Source organism: Rhodovarius crocodyli (assembly GCF_004005855.1).
GTDB lineage: Bacteria > Pseudomonadota > Alphaproteobacteria > Acetobacterales > Acetobacteraceae > Rhodovarius > Rhodovarius crocodyli.
In genome coordinates, this window is sequence record NZ_SACL01000008.1 from 26,428 (window position 1) to 42,277 (window position 15,850).

General features: G+C 65.8%; 29 protein-coding genes. All 29 read right to left on the bottom strand.

The features are described 5' to 3' along the window. Window positions 1-18: 18 nt before the first annotated feature. The gene (locus EOD42_RS19405) at window positions 19-1,035 is read right to left on the bottom strand and encodes a DNA-directed RNA polymerase subunit alpha (RefSeq protein WP_127789238.1); all 1,017 of its coding nucleotides are present in this window, start codon (window positions 1,033-1,035) and stop codon (window positions 19-21) included. Window positions 1,036-1,091: 56 nt separating this feature from the next. Continuing rightward, entirely contained in the window at window positions 1,092-1,487 is a 396-nt protein-coding gene (gene rpsK / locus EOD42_RS19410; protein ID WP_127789239.1) for a 30S ribosomal protein S11, read from the bottom strand. 1 nt (window position 1,488) lies between these two features. Beyond that, window positions 1,489-1,866, bottom strand: a complete 378-nt coding sequence (gene rpsM / locus EOD42_RS19415; RefSeq protein WP_127789240.1) for a 30S ribosomal protein S13 — start codon at window positions 1,864-1,866, stop codon at window positions 1,489-1,491. A gap of 151 nt (window positions 1,867-2,017) precedes the next feature. Further along, entirely contained in the window at window positions 2,018-2,665 is a 648-nt protein-coding gene (locus EOD42_RS19420; RefSeq protein ID WP_127789241.1) for an adenylate kinase, read from the bottom strand. After that, complete coding sequence (gene secY, locus EOD42_RS19425) at window positions 2,665-4,020, bottom strand: preprotein translocase subunit SecY (protein ID WP_127789242.1); 1,356 nt, start codon at window positions 4,018-4,020, stop codon at window positions 2,665-2,667. Before secY ends, EOD42_RS19420 begins: the two co-directional genes overlap by 1 nt. A gap of 101 nt (window positions 4,021-4,121) precedes the next feature. Beyond that, window positions 4,122-4,604 carry a 50S ribosomal protein L15 gene (gene rplO, locus EOD42_RS19430; RefSeq protein WP_127789243.1) on the bottom strand — a complete coding sequence of 161 codons (483 nt, stop codon included), beginning with the start codon at window positions 4,602-4,604 and terminating at the stop codon, window positions 4,122-4,124. A 1-nt stretch (window position 4,605) separates the two neighbouring features. Further along, window positions 4,606-4,794, bottom strand: a complete 189-nt coding sequence (gene rpmD / locus EOD42_RS19435) for a 50S ribosomal protein L30 (protein WP_127789244.1) — start codon at window positions 4,792-4,794, stop codon at window positions 4,606-4,608. Beyond that, on the bottom strand, window positions 4,787-5,422 hold the full coding sequence (rpsE, locus tag EOD42_RS19440; protein ID WP_127789245.1) for a 30S ribosomal protein S5: 636 nt from the start codon (window positions 5,420-5,422) through the stop codon (window positions 4,787-4,789). The genes rpmD and rpsE overlap by 8 nt, the downstream gene beginning before the upstream one ends. An 11-nt stretch (window positions 5,423-5,433) precedes the next feature. Beyond that, window positions 5,434-5,796 (bottom strand): 50S ribosomal protein L18, encoded by a 363-nt coding sequence (gene rplR, locus EOD42_RS19445; RefSeq protein WP_127789246.1) that lies wholly within the window; start codon window positions 5,794-5,796, stop codon window positions 5,434-5,436. Beyond that, window positions 5,796-6,329 carry a 50S ribosomal protein L6 gene (gene rplF / locus EOD42_RS19450; RefSeq protein ID WP_127789247.1) on the bottom strand — a complete coding sequence of 178 codons (534 nt, stop codon included), beginning with the start codon at window positions 6,327-6,329 and terminating at the stop codon, window positions 5,796-5,798. The genes rplR and rplF overlap by 1 nt, the downstream gene beginning before the upstream one ends. A 13-nt stretch (window positions 6,330-6,342) precedes the next feature. After that, entirely contained in the window at window positions 6,343-6,741 is a 399-nt protein-coding gene (gene rpsH, locus EOD42_RS19455) for a 30S ribosomal protein S8 (protein ID WP_127789248.1), read from the bottom strand. An 11-nt stretch (window positions 6,742-6,752) separates the two neighbouring features. Next, entirely contained in the window at window positions 6,753-7,058 is a 306-nt protein-coding gene (gene rpsN, locus EOD42_RS19460) for a 30S ribosomal protein S14 (RefSeq protein ID WP_127789249.1), read from the bottom strand. Between the two features lie 57 nt (window positions 7,059-7,115). Continuing rightward, complete coding sequence (rplE, locus tag EOD42_RS19465; RefSeq protein WP_127789250.1) at window positions 7,116-7,784, bottom strand: 50S ribosomal protein L5; 669 nt, start codon at window positions 7,782-7,784, stop codon at window positions 7,116-7,118. Further along, a complete protein-coding gene (rplX, locus tag EOD42_RS19470) occupies window positions 7,781-8,101 on the bottom strand; it encodes a 50S ribosomal protein L24 (protein WP_127789251.1) in 321 nt (106 codons plus the stop codon). The genes rplE and rplX overlap by 4 nt, the downstream gene beginning before the upstream one ends. Window positions 8,102-8,103: 2 nt before the next feature. Next, a complete protein-coding gene (gene rplN, locus EOD42_RS19475; protein WP_127789252.1) occupies window positions 8,104-8,472 on the bottom strand; it encodes a 50S ribosomal protein L14 in 369 nt (122 codons plus the stop codon). After that, window positions 8,469-8,762, bottom strand: coding sequence for a 30S ribosomal protein S17 (gene rpsQ, locus EOD42_RS19480; protein ID WP_127789253.1), 294 nt, complete (start codon window positions 8,760-8,762; stop codon window positions 8,469-8,471). Before rpsQ ends, rplN begins: the two co-directional genes overlap by 4 nt. Before the next feature lie 19 nt (window positions 8,763-8,781). Beyond that, window positions 8,782-8,988 carry a 50S ribosomal protein L29 gene (rpmC, locus tag EOD42_RS19485; protein WP_127789254.1) on the bottom strand — a complete coding sequence of 69 codons (207 nt, stop codon included), beginning with the start codon at window positions 8,986-8,988 and terminating at the stop codon, window positions 8,782-8,784. A 4-nt stretch (window positions 8,989-8,992) separates the two neighbouring features. Next, window positions 8,993-9,415: a 50S ribosomal protein L16 gene (rplP, locus tag EOD42_RS19490; RefSeq protein WP_127789255.1), complete on the bottom strand. Its 423-nt coding sequence runs from the start codon at window positions 9,413-9,415 to the stop codon at window positions 8,993-8,995. Between the two features lie 12 nt (window positions 9,416-9,427). Then, the gene (gene rpsC / locus EOD42_RS19495) at window positions 9,428-10,105 is read right to left on the bottom strand and encodes a 30S ribosomal protein S3 (protein WP_127789256.1); all 678 of its coding nucleotides are present in this window, start codon (window positions 10,103-10,105) and stop codon (window positions 9,428-9,430) included. 3 nt (window positions 10,106-10,108) lie between these two features. After that, entirely contained in the window at window positions 10,109-10,498 is a 390-nt protein-coding gene (rplV, locus tag EOD42_RS19500) for a 50S ribosomal protein L22 (RefSeq protein ID WP_127789257.1), read from the bottom strand. 1 nt (window position 10,499) lies between these two features. After that, a complete protein-coding gene (rpsS, locus tag EOD42_RS19505; protein WP_127789258.1) occupies window positions 10,500-10,778 on the bottom strand; it encodes a 30S ribosomal protein S19 in 279 nt (92 codons plus the stop codon). 5 nt (window positions 10,779-10,783) lie between these two features. Continuing rightward, on the bottom strand, window positions 10,784-11,617 hold the full coding sequence (rplB, locus tag EOD42_RS19510) for a 50S ribosomal protein L2 (RefSeq protein WP_127789259.1): 834 nt from the start codon (window positions 11,615-11,617) through the stop codon (window positions 10,784-10,786). A 4-nt stretch (window positions 11,618-11,621) separates the two neighbouring features. Next, window positions 11,622-11,918, bottom strand: a complete 297-nt coding sequence (locus tag EOD42_RS19515; protein WP_206020412.1) for a 50S ribosomal protein L23 — start codon at window positions 11,916-11,918, stop codon at window positions 11,622-11,624. Between the two features lie 32 nt (window positions 11,919-11,950). Beyond that, window positions 11,951-12,565: a 50S ribosomal protein L4 gene (gene rplD, locus EOD42_RS19520; RefSeq protein WP_127789261.1), complete on the bottom strand. Its 615-nt coding sequence runs from the start codon at window positions 12,563-12,565 to the stop codon at window positions 11,951-11,953. Between the two features lie 10 nt (window positions 12,566-12,575). Next, on the bottom strand, window positions 12,576-13,259 hold the full coding sequence (rplC, locus tag EOD42_RS19525; RefSeq protein ID WP_127789262.1) for a 50S ribosomal protein L3: 684 nt from the start codon (window positions 13,257-13,259) through the stop codon (window positions 12,576-12,578). Window positions 13,260-13,272: 13 nt separating this feature from the next. Further along, entirely contained in the window at window positions 13,273-13,581 is a 309-nt protein-coding gene (rpsJ, locus tag EOD42_RS19530; protein ID WP_127789263.1) for a 30S ribosomal protein S10, read from the bottom strand. Window positions 13,582-13,594: 13 nt separating this feature from the next. Then, complete coding sequence (gene tuf / locus EOD42_RS19535) at window positions 13,595-14,782, bottom strand: elongation factor Tu (protein ID WP_127787070.1); 1,188 nt, start codon at window positions 14,780-14,782, stop codon at window positions 13,595-13,597. Between the two features lie 26 nt (window positions 14,783-14,808). Continuing rightward, window positions 14,809-15,285: a 30S ribosomal protein S7 gene (gene rpsG, locus EOD42_RS19540; protein ID WP_127789264.1), complete on the bottom strand. Its 477-nt coding sequence runs from the start codon at window positions 15,283-15,285 to the stop codon at window positions 14,809-14,811. Between the two features lie 12 nt (window positions 15,286-15,297). Continuing rightward, complete coding sequence (gene rpsL, locus EOD42_RS19545) at window positions 15,298-15,669, bottom strand: 30S ribosomal protein S12 (RefSeq protein WP_127789265.1); 372 nt, start codon at window positions 15,667-15,669, stop codon at window positions 15,298-15,300. Window positions 15,670-15,850: the final 181 nt, after the last annotated feature.

The window sequence follows — 15,850 nt, forward strand, 5'->3', positions numbered from 1 at the left end:
ATACTCTCCTTAGGCCCGTCAGAAGGGCTCTTCGATCTTTCGGGCGAGGTCTTCGATGTTCTCGGGGGGCCAGCCGGCCACGGACATGCCGAGGCCCAGACCCATCGACGCGAGAACTTCCTTGATCTCGTTCAGGGACTTGCGGCCGAAGTTCGGGGTCCGGAGCATTTCCTGCTCCGTCTTCTGAACCAGGTCGCCGATGTAGACGATGTTGTCGTTCTTCAGGCAGTTCGCGCTGCGGACCGACAGCTCCAGCTCATCAACCTTGCGCAGCAGGTTGCGGTTGAACGGCAGGTCGTCCTCGACCTTCGCCGTCTCGCGCTCACGCGGCTCGTCGAAGTTGATGAACAGCTGCAGCTGGTCCTGCAGGATGCGGGCAGCCACAGCCACCGCGTCATCCGGCGCCACCGTGCCGTTCGTCTCCACGTCCAGCACCAGACGGTCATAGTCCGTCTGCTGGCCGACGCGGGTGGGCTCCACGCGGTAGGCCACGCGGCGCACCGGGGAGTAGATCGCGTCCACCGGGATGTAGCCGATCGGCGCATCCTCGGGGCGGTTCTGGGAGGCCGGCACGTAGCCGCGGCCGCCCTGGACCGTGAACTCGATGTTGAGCGTCGCGCCCTCATCCAGCGTGCACAGCACCAGCTCGGGGTTCGCGACCTCGATGTCGGCGGTGGTCTGGATCTGCGCAGCCGTCACCTCGCCCGGGCCCTTGGCCGTGAGCGTGATGCGCTTCGGGCCGTCCACCTGCATGCGGATGGCCAGCTGCTTCACATTGAGGACGATGTCGGTCACGTCCTCACGCACGCCGGGGATGCTGCTGAACTCATGCAGCACGCCGTCGATGCGGATGCCGGTCACGGCCGCGCCCTGCAGGGAGGACAGCAGCACGCGACGCAGCGCGTTGCCCAGCGTCATGCCGAAGCCGCGCTCGAGCGGCTCGGCGATGATGGTGGCGGTACGGGTGGGGTCCTGCCCCGGCTCCACGTCCAGCCGTTCCGGCCGGATCAGGGAGCGCCAATTGCGGTCCAGCACTGCGGTATCTCCGAAAGGTTGCGCGGCCTGTAGCGGCCAAGCCTGACCAGTGATGGTCAGACGCGGCGGCGCTTGCGGGGACGGCAACCGTTGTGCGGGATGGGCGTCACGTCACGGATGGCGGTCACGTAGAAGCCCACGGACTGCAGGGCGCGCAGCGCGCTCTCACGGCCCGAACCGGGGCCGCTCACCATGATCTCGAGCGTCTCCATGCCATGCTCGCGCGCCTTCCGGCCCGCGTCCTCGGCGGCCATCTGGGCGGCGTACGGGGTGCTCTTGCGAGAACCCTTGAAGCCCTGCGTGCCCGAGGAGGACCAGGAGATCGCGTTGCCCTGGGCGTCGGTGATGGTCACGATCGTGTTGTTGAACGTGGCCAGCACATGCGCGACGCCAGAGGAGATGTTCTTCCGCTCCTTCTTGCGAGGGCGGGAGGAGGTTGCGGGGCGCGCCATATTACTTGGTCACCTTCTTCTTGCCGGCAACGGCCACGGCCTTGCCCTTGCGGGTGCGGGCGTTCGTGTGGGTGCGCTGACCGCGGACCGGCAGGCCGCGGCGATGACGCAGGCCGCGGTAGCAGGCCATGTCCATCAGACGCTTGATGTTCATCGCGACTTCACGGCGGAGGTCACCCTCAACGCGGTAGTCACGGTCGATCAGCTCACGGATCTTCAGGATCTCGTCGTCGGTCAGCTGATTCACGCGCTTCTCGGAAGCGATCTCCAGAGACTCGCAAATGTCCTTCGCGTTCTTCGGACCGATTCCGTAGATGTAGCGCAGTGAAATCTCGACCCGCTTATTCGTGGGGATATTCACGCCGGCAATACGCGCCACTGTCCTGCTCCTGTCTCAGTTCGGGCGGCGGTGGCCGTGGGCACGGCACCAACCATGAGTAAACGGGTTCACGCGACGAAACGACGCCAGAGCATCGCTGCCGGAGGAAGGCGGCGCACTACACCCGTGGGGGAAAAGAGTCAACTGCATGTCAGTTCCTGAGCAGGGCCGAGAGTTCCTCGGTGACCTGGTTCATTTCTGCCATGCCGTCGACGGCCTTCAGCTTGCCCTGCGCGCCGTAGAACGGAAGCAAGGGGGCTGTCTGCCGGTGATAGGCCGCCAGGCGGGCGGCGACGGTCTCAGCCTTGTCGTCCGCCCGGCGGGTAAACTCGGTGCTGCCGCAGGCGTCACAGACGCCGGGCTTGGCCGTGGGCTTGAAGGTATCGTGATACCCCTCGCCGCACTTCGCACAGGTGAAACGGCCCGAGATGCGCTCGACCAGCGCCGCATCATCGACCTTCAGCTCGATCACGTGATCGATCTGGATGCCCTTCTCCTTGAGCATGGCATCCAGCGACTCGGCCTGCGGCACGGTGCGCGGGAAGCCGTCCAGGATGAAACCCTTGGCGGCATCCGGCTGCTCGACGCGCTTGGCCAGCATGGCGGTGATGATGGCGTCGGGCACCAGCTCACCACGCTCCATGATCGCCTTGGCTTCCAGGCCGATGGGGGTGCCCGCCTTGACCTCGGCGCGCAGCATGTCGCCGGTCGAGATCTGGACGATGCCGAAGGTCTCCTCAAGCCGCTTGGCCTGGGTACCCTTCCCCGCGCCCGGCGGGCCCATGAGAATGAGGTTCATCAACGCTTCCCCTGTCCGCGGCCGCCAAGCCGCGCCTTCTTGATGAGGCCTTCGTACTGGTGCTGGAAGAGGTGCGACTGCACCTGGGCGACCGTATCCATGGTCACCGTCACCAGGATCAGCAACGAGGTGCCGCCGAAGTAGAAGGGCACGCCGTAGTTGGAGATCAGGATCTCCGGGATGAGGCAGACCACGCAGAGATAGATCGCACCGATCACGGTCAGGCGCGTCAGCACGCGGTCGAAATACTCCGCCGTATTCGCACCAGGCCGGATGCCGGGGACGAAGCCGCCGTTCTTCTTCAGGTTCTCCGCGGTCTCCTGCGGGTTGAACACGACGGCCGTGTAGAAGAAGGCGAAGAAGATGATCAGCGCCATGTACAGCAGCATATAGGCCGGGCGGCCGTGCGCGAGCTGGGCGGCGATCCACTCCAGCCAGGTGTCGGCCGTGGCCTGCTGGGAGAAGCCCGCGATGGTCGCCGGCAGCAGCAGCAGCGAGGAGGCGAAGATCGGCGGGATCACGCCGGCGGTGTTGATCTTCAGCGGCAGATGGGTGGCCTCGCCACCGAACATGCGGTTGCCGACCTGGCGCTTGGGGTACTGGACCGGGATGCGGCGCTGCGCGCGCTCCACGAAGACCACCAGCGCGATCACGGCCAGCGCCGCCGCCAGGAAGAAGATGATGAAGAAGGTCGAGAGCGCGCCGGTGCGGCCCAGCTCCAGCGTGCTGACCAGCGCGGAGGGCAGATTCGCGACGATACCCGCGAAGATGATCAGCGAGGTGCCGTTGCCCACACCGCGCGAGGTGATCTGCTCACCCAGCCACATCAGGAACATGGTGCCGCCGACCAGCGAGACCACGCAGGAAAATCGGAAGAACACGCCAGGATCGGCCACGGCCGAGCCCGTATTGCCCCGGATGCCCTCGAGTCCCACAGCGATGCCGTAGGCCTGCACAATGGCGATCACGAGCGTCAGATAGCGCGTGTACTGGTTCAGCTTCTTCCGGCCCGACTCGCCCTCTTTCTTGAGGGACTCCCAGGACGGGATGGCGGTGGTCAGAAGCTGAATGATGATGCTGGCGGAGATGTAGGGCATGATGTTCAGGGCGAACACCGTCATGCGGCCCAGCGCGCCGCCGGTGAACATGTCGAACATGCCCAGGATGCCGCCGCCATGCTGGCCCAGCATCTCACCCATCACGGCCGCGTCCACGCCGGGGACCGGGATGTAGCTGCCGATTCGGTAAACGATGAGCGCACCGAGCGTGAACCAGATGCGGTTCTTCAGCTCCGTCGCCTTGGCCAGAACGCCCAGGTTCAGACTGCCCGCCAGTTGTTCAGCCGCTGACGCCATGCGTCCCCACTTCCCTAATCCGCAAAGTTACGGCGCCCGAGAGAATCCCGGGCGCCGCCCCTATTACACCACCCACCGCGAAAAAGCGCGGGGGGCAGACATCAAGCTTCGGTAGCTTCCGCGCCGATCACGGTCACGGTGCCACCAGCGGCCTGGATGGCCGCCACGGCCGTCGCCGAAGCGCCGGAGACCGTGATGTTCACCGCACGGGTGATCTGGCCCTGGCCCAGCAGACGCACGCCGGCCAGCTTGGCCCCCGTGCGCACGATGCCGGAAGCGCGCAGATGGTCTTCCGTCAGCGCCTGGTCGGCGGGCAGACGGCCCTCTTCGATCGCCTTGTCCAGCGCGCCGAGGTTCAGCGGCGCGTATTCCTTGCGGAACGGGTTCACGAAGCCGCGCTTGGGCAGACGACGGTAGATCGGGAGCTGACCGCCCTCGAAGCCGTTCAGCGACACGCCGGTGCGGGCCTTCTGACCCTTCACGCCGCGGCCACCGGTCTTGCCCTTGCCGGAACCGATGCCACGACCGATGCGCTTGAACTTGTTGCGCGCACCCTCGTTGTCGCGGATCTCGTTGAGCTTCATGTCAGCTCTCCACCTTCACCAGGTGCGCGACCTTGCGGATCATCCCACGCACGGCGGGGGTGTCCTCGAGTTCGCTCACGCGGTTCATCTTGTTCAGGCCGAGGCCGATCAGCGTCTCGCGCTGGCCGGGCTTGCGGCCGATGGGGGAACCCACCTGCCGCACCTTCACCTTACCGGTCTCTTCAGCCATTGACGGCCTCCGCACCCTCTTCGCCCTTCTTGCCGGCGCCGCCGAGGATGTCGCTCACCTTCTTGCCGCGGCGGGTCGCCACAGCGCGAGGGGAAGTGACGCGCTCGAGCGCGGCAAAAGTGGCCTTGACCATGTTGTGCGGGTTCGTCGTGCCGGTGCACTTGGCGACGACGTCGCCGATGCCCAGGCTCTCGAACACCGCGCGCATCGGGCCACCGGCAATGATGCCGGTACCCTGCGGGGCGGCGCGCAGGATGACGCGGCCGGCACCGAAATCGCCGATCACATCATGATGCAGGGTCCGGCCCTCACGCATCGGCACGCGGATCATCGTGCGCTTCGCACGCTCCGTCGCCTTGCGGATGGCTTCCGGCACCTCGCGGGCCTTGCCCGCACCCCAGCCCACACGGCCCTTCTGGTCACCCACGACCACCAGAGCGGCGAAGGAGAAGCGACGGCCACCCTTCACCACCTTGGCGACGCGGTTGATCGTGACCAGCTTGTCCTTCAGGTCATCGCCTTCCTGACGCTCAGGCTGACGGTTCTCATCGCGGCCGCGGCCACGACCCCGACCACGCCGGTTCTCCTGATCGCCCGGCTCGCCGCCACTGCGCGGTTCACGTGCCATGTCGGTGTTCCTTAGAAGGAGAGACCGCCCTCACGGGCAGCCTCCGCCAGCGCCTTGACGCGGCCATGATACAGGTAGGGCCCACGGTCGAACACGACCGCGGTGACACCGGCAGCCAGGGCGCGCTCGGCGACGAGCTTGCCCACGGCGGTCGCCGCGTCCTTGTCCGCGCCGGTCTTCAGCGAACCGCGCATGTCCTTCTCGATCGAGGAGGCGGCGGCCACGGTGTGGCCGGCCTTGTCGTCGATGACCTGCGCATAGATGTGCTTGCCGGAGCGATACACCGACAGGCGCGGGCGGCCACCGCTCTTCAGCTTGAGCTGATAGCGGAGGCGCTGGCGGCGGCGATCTTCCAGAGAGAGCTTCTGGGCCATTACTTCTTCTTACCCTCCTTCCGGAGGATGGTCTCGTTGTCGTACTTCACGCCCTTGCCCTTATAGGGCTCGGGGCCGCGGAAGCCACGGATCTCGGCGGCAACCTGACCAACCTGCTGCTTGTCGATGCCTTCCACCTTGATGGCGGTCGGCTTCTCGCAGGTGATCTTGATGCCCTTCGGCACCGGGTAACGGATCTCATGGCTGTAACCGAGGTTCAGCACCAGATCATTGCCCTGGACAGCGGCGCGGTAACCCGTGCCGTTGATTTCCATCGACTTGGAGAAGCCGGCGGAAACGCCCGTCACCATGCCGTTCACCAGGCTGCGGGTCGTGCCCCACAGGGTGCGGCTGCGACGGTCGTCGCCCTTGGGCTTCACGGCCACGGAGCCGGGAGCGATCTCCACATCCACCTCGTCGGTGAGCGGGAGCGTGAGTTCGCCGAGCTTGCCCTTCGCCACCAGCGTGCGGCCCTGCAGGGCCACGGTAACGCCAGCCGGGACAGGCACGGGGTATTTGCCGACGCGCGACATGCTTACCCCTCCCTCAGAACACGCGCGCGAGCACTTCGCCGCCAACATTGGCAGCGCGCGCTTCGACGTCGCTCATCACGCCCTTGGGCGTGGACAGGATCTGGATGCCGAGGCCGTTGTAGAACTTCGGCAGCTCCTTGATCTTCGAATAGACGCGGCGGCCGGGCTTCGACACGCGCGCAATCTCCTTGATGGCGGGCTCACCCTCGGCGTACTTCAGCTCGATGTCGAGCTGGGACACACCGGTGCGGACGTCCGTCTTGCGCCAGGCCCGGATATAGCCTTCGCGCTTCAGAACATCGAGCACATCCGCCTTCAGCTGGCTGGCCGGAGCCACGCAACGCGACTGGCGCGCATGCTGAGCGTTACGGATGCGGGTGAGCATATCCCCGAGCGGATCGGACATGGACATGCGACTATTCCTTACCAGCTCGCCTTAACGACACCGGGCAGCTGCCCGGTGTTCGCCATTTCGCGCAGCATGTTGCGGCAGAGCTTGAACTTGCGGTAGTTGCCGCGCGGCCGGCCCGTCACTTCGCAGCGCAGGCGCACACGCACCTTCGCCCCGTTGCGCGGCAGCTGCGCGAGCTTCAGCGAGGCCTCAAAGCGGTCCTCGATGGGCAGTTCGCGATCCATCACCACAGACTTCAGCGCCGCACGCTTCTTGGCGTGCGTCGCGGCGAGCTGGGCGCGCCGGTTGTTCTTCTCGATGGACGAAGTCTTCGCCATTTCGGTTCTATCCTCCGGAACCTTTCCCCGCCGAAGCGGGGAGGTTTTCCAAAAAACTTACTTCTGGAAAGGAAGCTCGAAGTGCGTCAGCAGCGCCTTCGCTTCCTTATCGGTCTTGGCCGTCGTCACGAACGTGATGTCCATGCCGCGAACCTGATCCACCTTGTCGTAGGCGATCTCGGGGAACACGATCTGTTCCTTCAGGCCGAAGGTGTAGTTACCCCGACCATCGAAACCACGGTTGCCCGGGATGCCGCGGAAGTCACGAACGCGCGGCAGCGCGATGGTGACCAGGCGGTCCAGGAATTCGTACATGCGCGAGTGGCGCAGCGTGACCTTGGTGCCGATCGCCTGGCCTTCACGGATCTTGAAACCCGCGATGGCCTTCTTGGCGCGCGTGCGGACCGGCTTCTGACCAGCGATCAGGGCCAGGTCGGCCACGGCGGCGTCCAGCTTCTTCTGGTCGCCGGCGGCTTCGCCAACGCCCATGTTGATCACGATCTTCGTCAGCTTCGGCACTTCCATCGGGTTCTTGAACCCGAATTCGGTCGTCAGCTTCTCGCGGATCTGCTCGCGGTAGACCTTGGCCAGACGGGTCTCGCCAACGCTCGCGGCCGCAGCGCCAGGCGCCGCCGGAACGTTGTACTGACCGCGACCACCTTCGGTCGGCGCGCCGGGCTTGCCGCCCTTGGCCGCCGGAGCGGCCCCCTTCTTCGTCCCGCTCATGCGTCGAGCACCTCACCCGAGGCCTTGGAGACGCGGACCTTGCGGCCGTCTTCCAGGACCTTGAAACCAACCCGCACGGGCTTGTCCGACTTCGGGTCGATCAGCGCCAGGTTGGAGAGGTCGATGGGAGCCTCTTTCTGGATGATGCCACCCGGCTGCGCCATGCCCGCGGGCTTCTGATGACGCTTCGCGATGTGGATGCCCTGGACCAGCGCACGGTTCTCTTCCGGGAACACGCGCAGCACTTCGCCGCGCTTGCCCTTGTCGCGACCCGTCAGGACCTGAACCTTGTCGCCCTTCTTGATCTTGGCGGCCATGGTTACAGCACCTCCGGCGCCAGGCTGATGATCTTCATGAACTTCTTCGCACGAAGTTCACGGACCACCGGGCCAAAGATACGCGTGCCGATCGGCTCGTTCTGCTTGTTCAGCAGGACGGCGGCGTTCTTGTCGAAGCGGATGGCGCTGCCATCGGCGCGGCGAACGGGATAGGCCGTGCGCACGATCACGGCGCGCTGCACTTCACCCTTCTTCACCTTACCGCGGGGAATCGCTTCCTGCACGGCCACGACGATGATGTCGCCGACCGAAGCCACCTTCCGCTTGGAACCGCCCAGCACCTTGATGCACTGAACGCGGCGGGCGCCGGAGTTGTCGGCGACCTCCAGATTGGACTCGACGGAAATCATGCGGCAGCCCCTTCAGTCGCAGGCAGCTCGAAACCGGCCGGACGCTCAACGGCATCGCCGTTGCGCGCGATCAGCAGCCAGCTCTTGCGCTTGCTGATGGGACGGCACTCCTCGATCGTCACGAGGTCGCCTTCCTTGGCCAGGTTGGCGTCATCATGCGCGGCGTACTTCTTGGAGCGCCGGATGAACTTCTTGTAGAGCGGATGCATGACGCGACGCTCGACCAAGACGGTGATCGTCTTGTCGGTCTTGTCGCTCACTACCCGCCCGGTGAGGACGCGCTTCGGCATAGCCGGGGTCTCCTCTTCCTTAGGCTTTGGCGGCCGCGCGGGAGCGCTCGGCCTGGAGAGTCTTCACACGAGCGATATCGCGCCGCACCGCCTTGATGCGACCCGTACCTTCGAGCTGGCCAGTAGCACGCTGGAAGCGCAGATTGAACTGCTCCTTCCGCAGATCCAGCAGCATGGCTGCCAGCTCATCCGTGCTCTTGACACGCAGGTCAGTTGCCTTGGTCATTTTCTTACGCCTCTGCGGCGCCCAGACGCGCCACGATCTTCGTCTTGATCGGCAGCTTGGCGGCGCCGAGGTCCAGCGCTTCACGCGCCGTCTCGGGGCTCACGCCGTCGATCTCGAACATGATGCGGCCGGGCTTCACGCGGGCCACCCAGTACTCCGGCGCACCCTTACCGGAGCCCATGCGGACTTCGGCGGGCTTGGTGGAGACGGGCAGGTCCGGGAAGATCCGGATCCACACGCGACCCTGGCGCTTCATGGCGCGGGTGATCGCGCGGCGAGCCGCCTCGATCTGCCGCGCGGTCACGCGCTCAGGCTCCAGGGCCTTGAGGCCGAAGCCCCCGAAGGACAGGGAGAACCCGCCCTTCGCCACGCCCTTGATGCGGCCCTTATGGGCCTTGCGATACGTCGTACGCTTCGGCTGAAGCATTGTTCACATCCCTCAGCGCTGCGGGGCCTGCTCCGCGGCGCGCTTATCCTGCGCCAGCGGGTCATGCGCCATGATCTCACCCTTGAAGATCCACACCTTGACACCGCAGGTGCCGTAGGTGGTCTTCGCGGTGCCGATCCCGTAATCGATGTCCGCGCGGAGCGTGTGCAGAGGCACGCGGCCCTCACGGTACCATTCCATGCGGGCGATTTCCGCACCGCCCAGACGGCCGGAGCAGTTGATCCGGATGCCGAGCGCACCCAGGCGCATCGCGGACTGCACGGCGCGCTTCATGGCGCGACGGAAGGCCACGCGGCGCTCCAGCTGCTGCGCGATGCTCTCGGCGACCAGGGTCGCGTCCAGCTCGGGCTTACGGATCTCGAGGATGTTCAGCGAAACCTCGGCCCCGGCGAGCTTCGCCAGGTCCTTGCGCAGAACCTCGATGTCCGCACCCTTCTTGCCGATCACGACGCCCGGACGGGCAGCGTGGATCGTCACTCGGGGCTTCTTCGCCGGACGCTCGATCACGATCTTCGACACGCCGGCGCCCTTCAGGCGGGTGTGCAGCGTCTCGCGAAGCTTCACGTCAGAGTGCAGCAGGGAGGAATAGTCCCGGCCGGCGAACCAACGGCTGTCCCAGGTACGGTTGATACCGAGCCTGAGGCCGATCGGATTGACTTTGTGACCCATAGGTTACGCGGCCTCCTGCTTGACCGCCTGCTCGGCGACCACGATCTTCAGATGGCTGAACCACTTCTCCACAGTCGACGCACGGCCGCGGCCGCGCGCGTGGAAGCGCTTCATCACCATCGCCCGGCCGACCTCGGCGCGGGCCACCACCAGACGGTCAACGTCCAGCTGGTGGTTGTTTTCCGCGTTCGCGATGGCGCTCTCGAGCGTCTTCTTCACGGTCTGCGCGATGCGGCGCTTGCTGAAGGTCAGCGTGGCGACGGCATTCTGCGCGGGCAGGCCGCGGATCATCTGCGCCACCAGGTTCAGCTTGCGAGGGCTGACCCGGATGTTGCGGGTGATCGCTTCCGCCTCGTTGTCGGGGAGACCCCGGGGATGCTGCGGCTTGCTCATTTTAGCCCCGCTTCGCCTTCTTGTCCGCCGAGTGCCCACCGAAGGTACGGGTGGGCGAGAACTCGCCGAACTTGTGTCCGACCATGTTCTCGGTCACCTGCACCGGCAGGAACTTCTTGCCGTTGTAGACACCGAAGGTGAGACCGACGAACTGCGGCAGCACCGTGCTGCGACGCGTCCAGATGCGAATCACCTCGTTGCGGGTGGAGGCCCGGGCGGCCTCCGCCTTCTTCAGCAGGTAGCCGTCGACAAACGGCCCCTTCCATACGCTGCGCGGCATCGCCCTCAGCCCTTCGTCGCGTTGCGGCGGCGAACAATGAGCCCGTCGGTCCGCTTGTTGTTACGGGTCTTCGCACCCTTGGTCGGCTTGCCCCACGGGGTAACCGGGTGACGGCCACCAGAGGTACGGCCCTCACCACCACCATGCGGGTGGTCGACGGGGTTCATGGTCACGCCGCGGTTGTGCGGGCGGAAGCCCATCCAACGCTTACGGCCGGCCTTGCCGATCTGCTGGTTGCTGTTGTCCGGGTTGGACACCGCACCGATGCTGGCCATGCACTCGCCACGCACCAGGCGCAGCTCACCGGAGGAGAGCTTCAGCTGGGCGAAACCGCTGTCCTTGCCCACGAGCTGGGCGAAGGTGCCGGCAGAGCGCACGAGCTTCGCACCCGCACCGGGCTTCAGCTCGATGTTGTGCACGATCGTGCCCACGGGGATGTTGCCCAGCGGCGCGGCATTGCCCGGCTTGATGTCCACGCGCTCGTCGGCGATGACGACGTCACCCACCTTCAGGCGCTGCGGCGCGATGATGTAGGACAGCTCACCGTCGGCGTACTTCACCAGTGCGATGAAGGACGTGCGGTTCGGGTCATACTCCAGACGCTCAACCGTCGCGGACACGCCGAACTTGCGGCGCTTGAAGTCCACCACGCGGTAGGCCTGCTTGTGCCCGCCGCCACGGAACCGCACCACGGTGCGACCCGTGTTGTTGCGGCCACCGTGGCTGTGCTGGCCCTCGGTGAGCGTCTTGACCGGCTTGCCCTTGTAGAGCTCAGCCCGGCTGATCAGAACCGTGCCGCGGAGGCTCGGCGTGACCGGATTAAAATGCTTCAACGCCATGGTTTTACGCCAGTCCCGTGGTCAGGTCGATGCTCTGGCCTTCGGCCAGGGACACCACAGCCTTCTTCCAGTCGGAACGCTGGCCGGGGCGACCCTTGAAGCGCTTCGACTTGCCCTTGACGACGATCGTGTTCACCGCGGTGACGGACACGCCGAACAGGCCTTCGACAGCCTGCTTGATCGAGCGCTTGTCAGCGTCCATCGCGACCTTGAACACCACCTGGTTCTTCTCGGAGAGGGCCGTGGCCTTCTCCGTGATCACCGGGGCGAGGATCGTCAGGTACTGCTTCTCCCGCGACAGCGGCGCGGGGGCTGCAGGCTTGGAGACGGTGCTCATGCCAGGCGCTCCTTCAGGGCTTCAACGCCGGCGCGCGTCACGGCCAGAACATCGTGCTTCAGAATGTCATAGACATTCGCGCCGATGGTCGGCAGGGCCTGCATGCCGGGGATGTTGCGCAGGGCGCGGTCGAACTCGGGGTTCACCGCGGCGTCCACCACGAGAGCGGACTTCCAGCCCAGGGCCTTCGCCTTCTTCGCCATTTCGGCGGTCTTGGCGATGGCACCGGCCTCGTCCAGCACCACGAGCTTGCCTTCGGCCTGCTTCTGGCTGAGCGCGGAGATGAGGCCGAGACGGCGCACCTTCTTGTTCAGCGAGTAGCCGTGGTCGCGCACCACCGGACCGTGGACGACGCCACCGGTGCGGTACTGCGGAGCGCGCAGCGAGCCCTGACGGGCGTTACCCGTGCCCTTCTGCTTGTAGGGCTTCTTGGTGGTCCCGGAGACCTCGCCCATGCCCTTGGCCTTGTGGGTGCCGGCACGGCGCTTGGCCAGCTGCCAGTGCACCACGCGCGCCAGGATGTCGGCGCGCGGAGCGGCTGCGAACAGCTCGTCCGGCAGTTCGATCTCGCCCGCGGGGGCGTTGTCGAGGGTGATGACCTTCACTTGCATCGTCGTATCCTCAGGCCACCGCCGCCGGGTAGGGCGCCTCGGCCGGACGGGCGCGCTTCACAGCGTCGCTCACCAGCACGTAGCCACCCTTGGCGCCCGGAATGGCACCCTTGATGAGCAGAAGGCCCTTCTCCGCGTCCACGCCAGCAACCGTCAGGTTCTGGGTGGTCACACGCTCGACACCGAGGTGACCGGCCATCTTCTTGTTCTTGAAGGTCTTGCCCGGATCCTGACGGTTACCGGTCGAACCATGCGAACGATGGCTGATGGACACGCCGTGCGTCGCTTCCAGGCCCGAGAAGTTCCAGCGCTTCATGGCGCCGGCAAAGCTCTTGCCCTTGGTGATGCCGACAACGTCCACGCGCTGCCCGGAGACGAAGTGCGCCGCGGTCAGCTTCGTGCCCGCCGCCACCAGCGCATCGCTGGCCACGCGGAATTCCACGAGCTTCATCGGCGCCTCGGCACCAGCCTTGGCGAAGTGGCCCTTGTTGGGCTTGGAGACGTTCTTCGGCTTGGCGTTGCCGATGCCCAACTGCAGGGCCTCGTAGCCATCCGTCTCGGCCGTGCGCTGCGCGATGACGCGGACGTCATCAACGTGCAGGACCGTGACGGGCACCGTCGTGCCGTCTTCCTGGAAAAGCCGGGTCATCCCCAGCTTGCGGGCGATCAGCCCAGTTCGGCCGTAGTGGGCCATGGCGTCTCGTCCCTCAGATCTTGATCTCGACGTCCACACCGGAGGCCAGGTCGAGCTTCATCAGCGCGTCCACGGTCTGCGGGGTGGGGTCGACGATGTCCAGAAGACGGCGATGAGTCCGGATCTCGAACTGTTCGCGGCTCTTCTTGTCCACGTGCGGAGAACGGTTCACGGTGAACCGCTCGATCTGCGTGGGCAGCGGGATGGGCCCGCGCACCTGCGCACCGGTCCGCTTCGCGGTGTTCACGATCTCCCGCGTGCTGCCATCCAGCACGCGGTGATCGAACGCCTTGAGGCGAATGCGGATATTCTGGCTGTCCATTTGCGTCGTGGCCTTACTTCGCGATGGAGGCCACCACGCCGGCGCCGACGGTGCGGCCACCTTCGCGGATCGCGAAGCGCAGGCCCTCATCCATCGCGATCGGCGCGATCAGCTGCACGTCCATCGACACGTTGTCACCCGGCATCACCATCTCGACGCCTTCCGGCAGCGTCACCACGCCCGTCACGTCAGTCGTGCGGAAGTAGAACTGCGGACGGTAGTTGGTGAAGAACGGCGTATGGCGGCCGCCCTCTTCCTTCGTCAGGATGTACGCCTCGGCCTTGAACTGCGTGTGCGGCGTGATCGAACCCGGCGCCGCCAGAACCTGGCCGCGCTCCACGTCTTCACGCTTCGTGCCGCGCAGCAGCGCACCGATGTTGTCGCCCGCCTCGCCGCTGTCCAGCAGCTTGCGGAACATCTCAACGCCGGTCACCGTCGTCTTCACCGTGTCCTTCAGGCCCACGATCTCGACTTCCTCGCCCACGCGGATGATGCCGCGCTCGACGCGACCGGTCACCACGGTGCCACGGCCGGAGATCGAGAACACGTCCTCGATCGGCATCAGGAACGGACGGTCCTTCGGACGCTCCGGCTGCGGGATGTAGGCGTCAACCGCCGCCATCAGCTCCAGGATCGCCTGCTCGCCGATTTCCGGCTGCTTGTCTTCCAGGGCGCACAGGGCGGAACCCTTGATCACGGGGATGTCGTCGCCCGGGAACTTGTAGGACGACAGGAGCTCGCGCACCTCCATCTCCACCAGCTCGACCAGGTCGGGGTCCGCCATGTCCATCTTGTTCAGGAACACCACCAGCGCGGGCACGCCGACCTGGCGGGCCAGCAGGATGTGCTCACGCGTCTGGGGCATCGGGCCGTCGGCCGCGGACACCACCAGGATCGCGCCGTCCATCTGCGCCGCGCCCGTGATCATGTTCTTCACGTAGTCGGCGTGGCCGGGGCAGTCGACGTGCGCGTAGTGGCGGTTCGCGGTCTCGTACTCGACGTGCGCCGTCGAGATCGTGATGCCGCGGGCGCGCTCTTCCGGCGCCTTGTCGATCTGGTCATACGCCGTGAAGGACGCACCACCGGACTTCGCCAGCACCTTGGTGATCGCCGCCGTCAGCGACGTCTTGCCATGGTCCACGTGGCCGATCGTGCCGATGTTGCAGTGCGGCTTGTTCCGCTCGAATTTAGCCTTAGCCATCGTTCTGTTCCGTCAGCTCTCGTGTCTTACCAGCGATAGTGGCTGAAGGCCTTGTTCGCCTCCGCCATCCGGTGCGTGTCTTCGCGCTTCTTCACGGCCGTGCCGCGGTTGTTCGCCGCGTCCAGCAGTTCCGCCGAGAGGCGCTCTTCCATCGTGTTCTCGCCACGCTTCCGGGCGCTGTCGATGATCCAGCGGATGGCCAGAGCCTGGCGGCGATCCGTGCGGACTTCGACGGGAACCTGGTAAGTGGCACCACCGACGCGGCGCGAACGCACTTCGACGGCAGGCTTCACGTTATCCAGCGCCTCATGGAACAGGCGCAGCGGATCGGCGTTCTGGCCGAGACGCTTCTTGATACCGTCGAGGGCGCTGTACACGATCCCTTCGGCGGTGGACTTCTTACCGTCATACATCAGCACGTTCATGAAACGGCTGAGGACGATATCACCGAACTTCGGGTCCGGCAGAACTTCGCGCTTCTCGGCGCTATGGCGACGCGACATCGCTGGAACTCCTTACTTCGGCCGCTTGGCGCCGTACAGCGAACGCCGCTTGCGACGCTTCGGCAGGCCCTGCGTGTCGAGCACGCCGCGGAGGATGTGGTAACGGACGCCCGGAAGGTCCTTCACGCGGCCGCCGCGGATCAGCACCACGGAGTGTTCCTGAAGGTTGTGGCCCTCGCCGGGGATGTAGCTCACCACCTCGAAGCCATTGGTCAGGCGCACCTTCGCGACCTTACGAAGAGCCGAGTTCGGCTTCTTCGGCGTCGTGGTGTAAACGCGCGTGCACACGCCGCGCTTCTGCGGGCAGCCCTGCAGCGCGGGAACCTTGTTCCGGCTGGCGCGGGGCTCTCGCGAACCCGCGATGAGCTGGTTGATCGTCGGCATGACGCCCCTTCAGGTCTCCAGAAAGCCGATCACCCCGCCCGGTCGCGCTTCTGCGCACCCAGCGGGGCATTCGACCCGCTACCGGCCTCAGCCCCCCAACCATCGGGAGGCGGCGCCGGCAGCGCAGCGATTGAAAAACACCCCGGGCCCAAATCTTTCGATCCAGCCCGGCCGAGGGCCG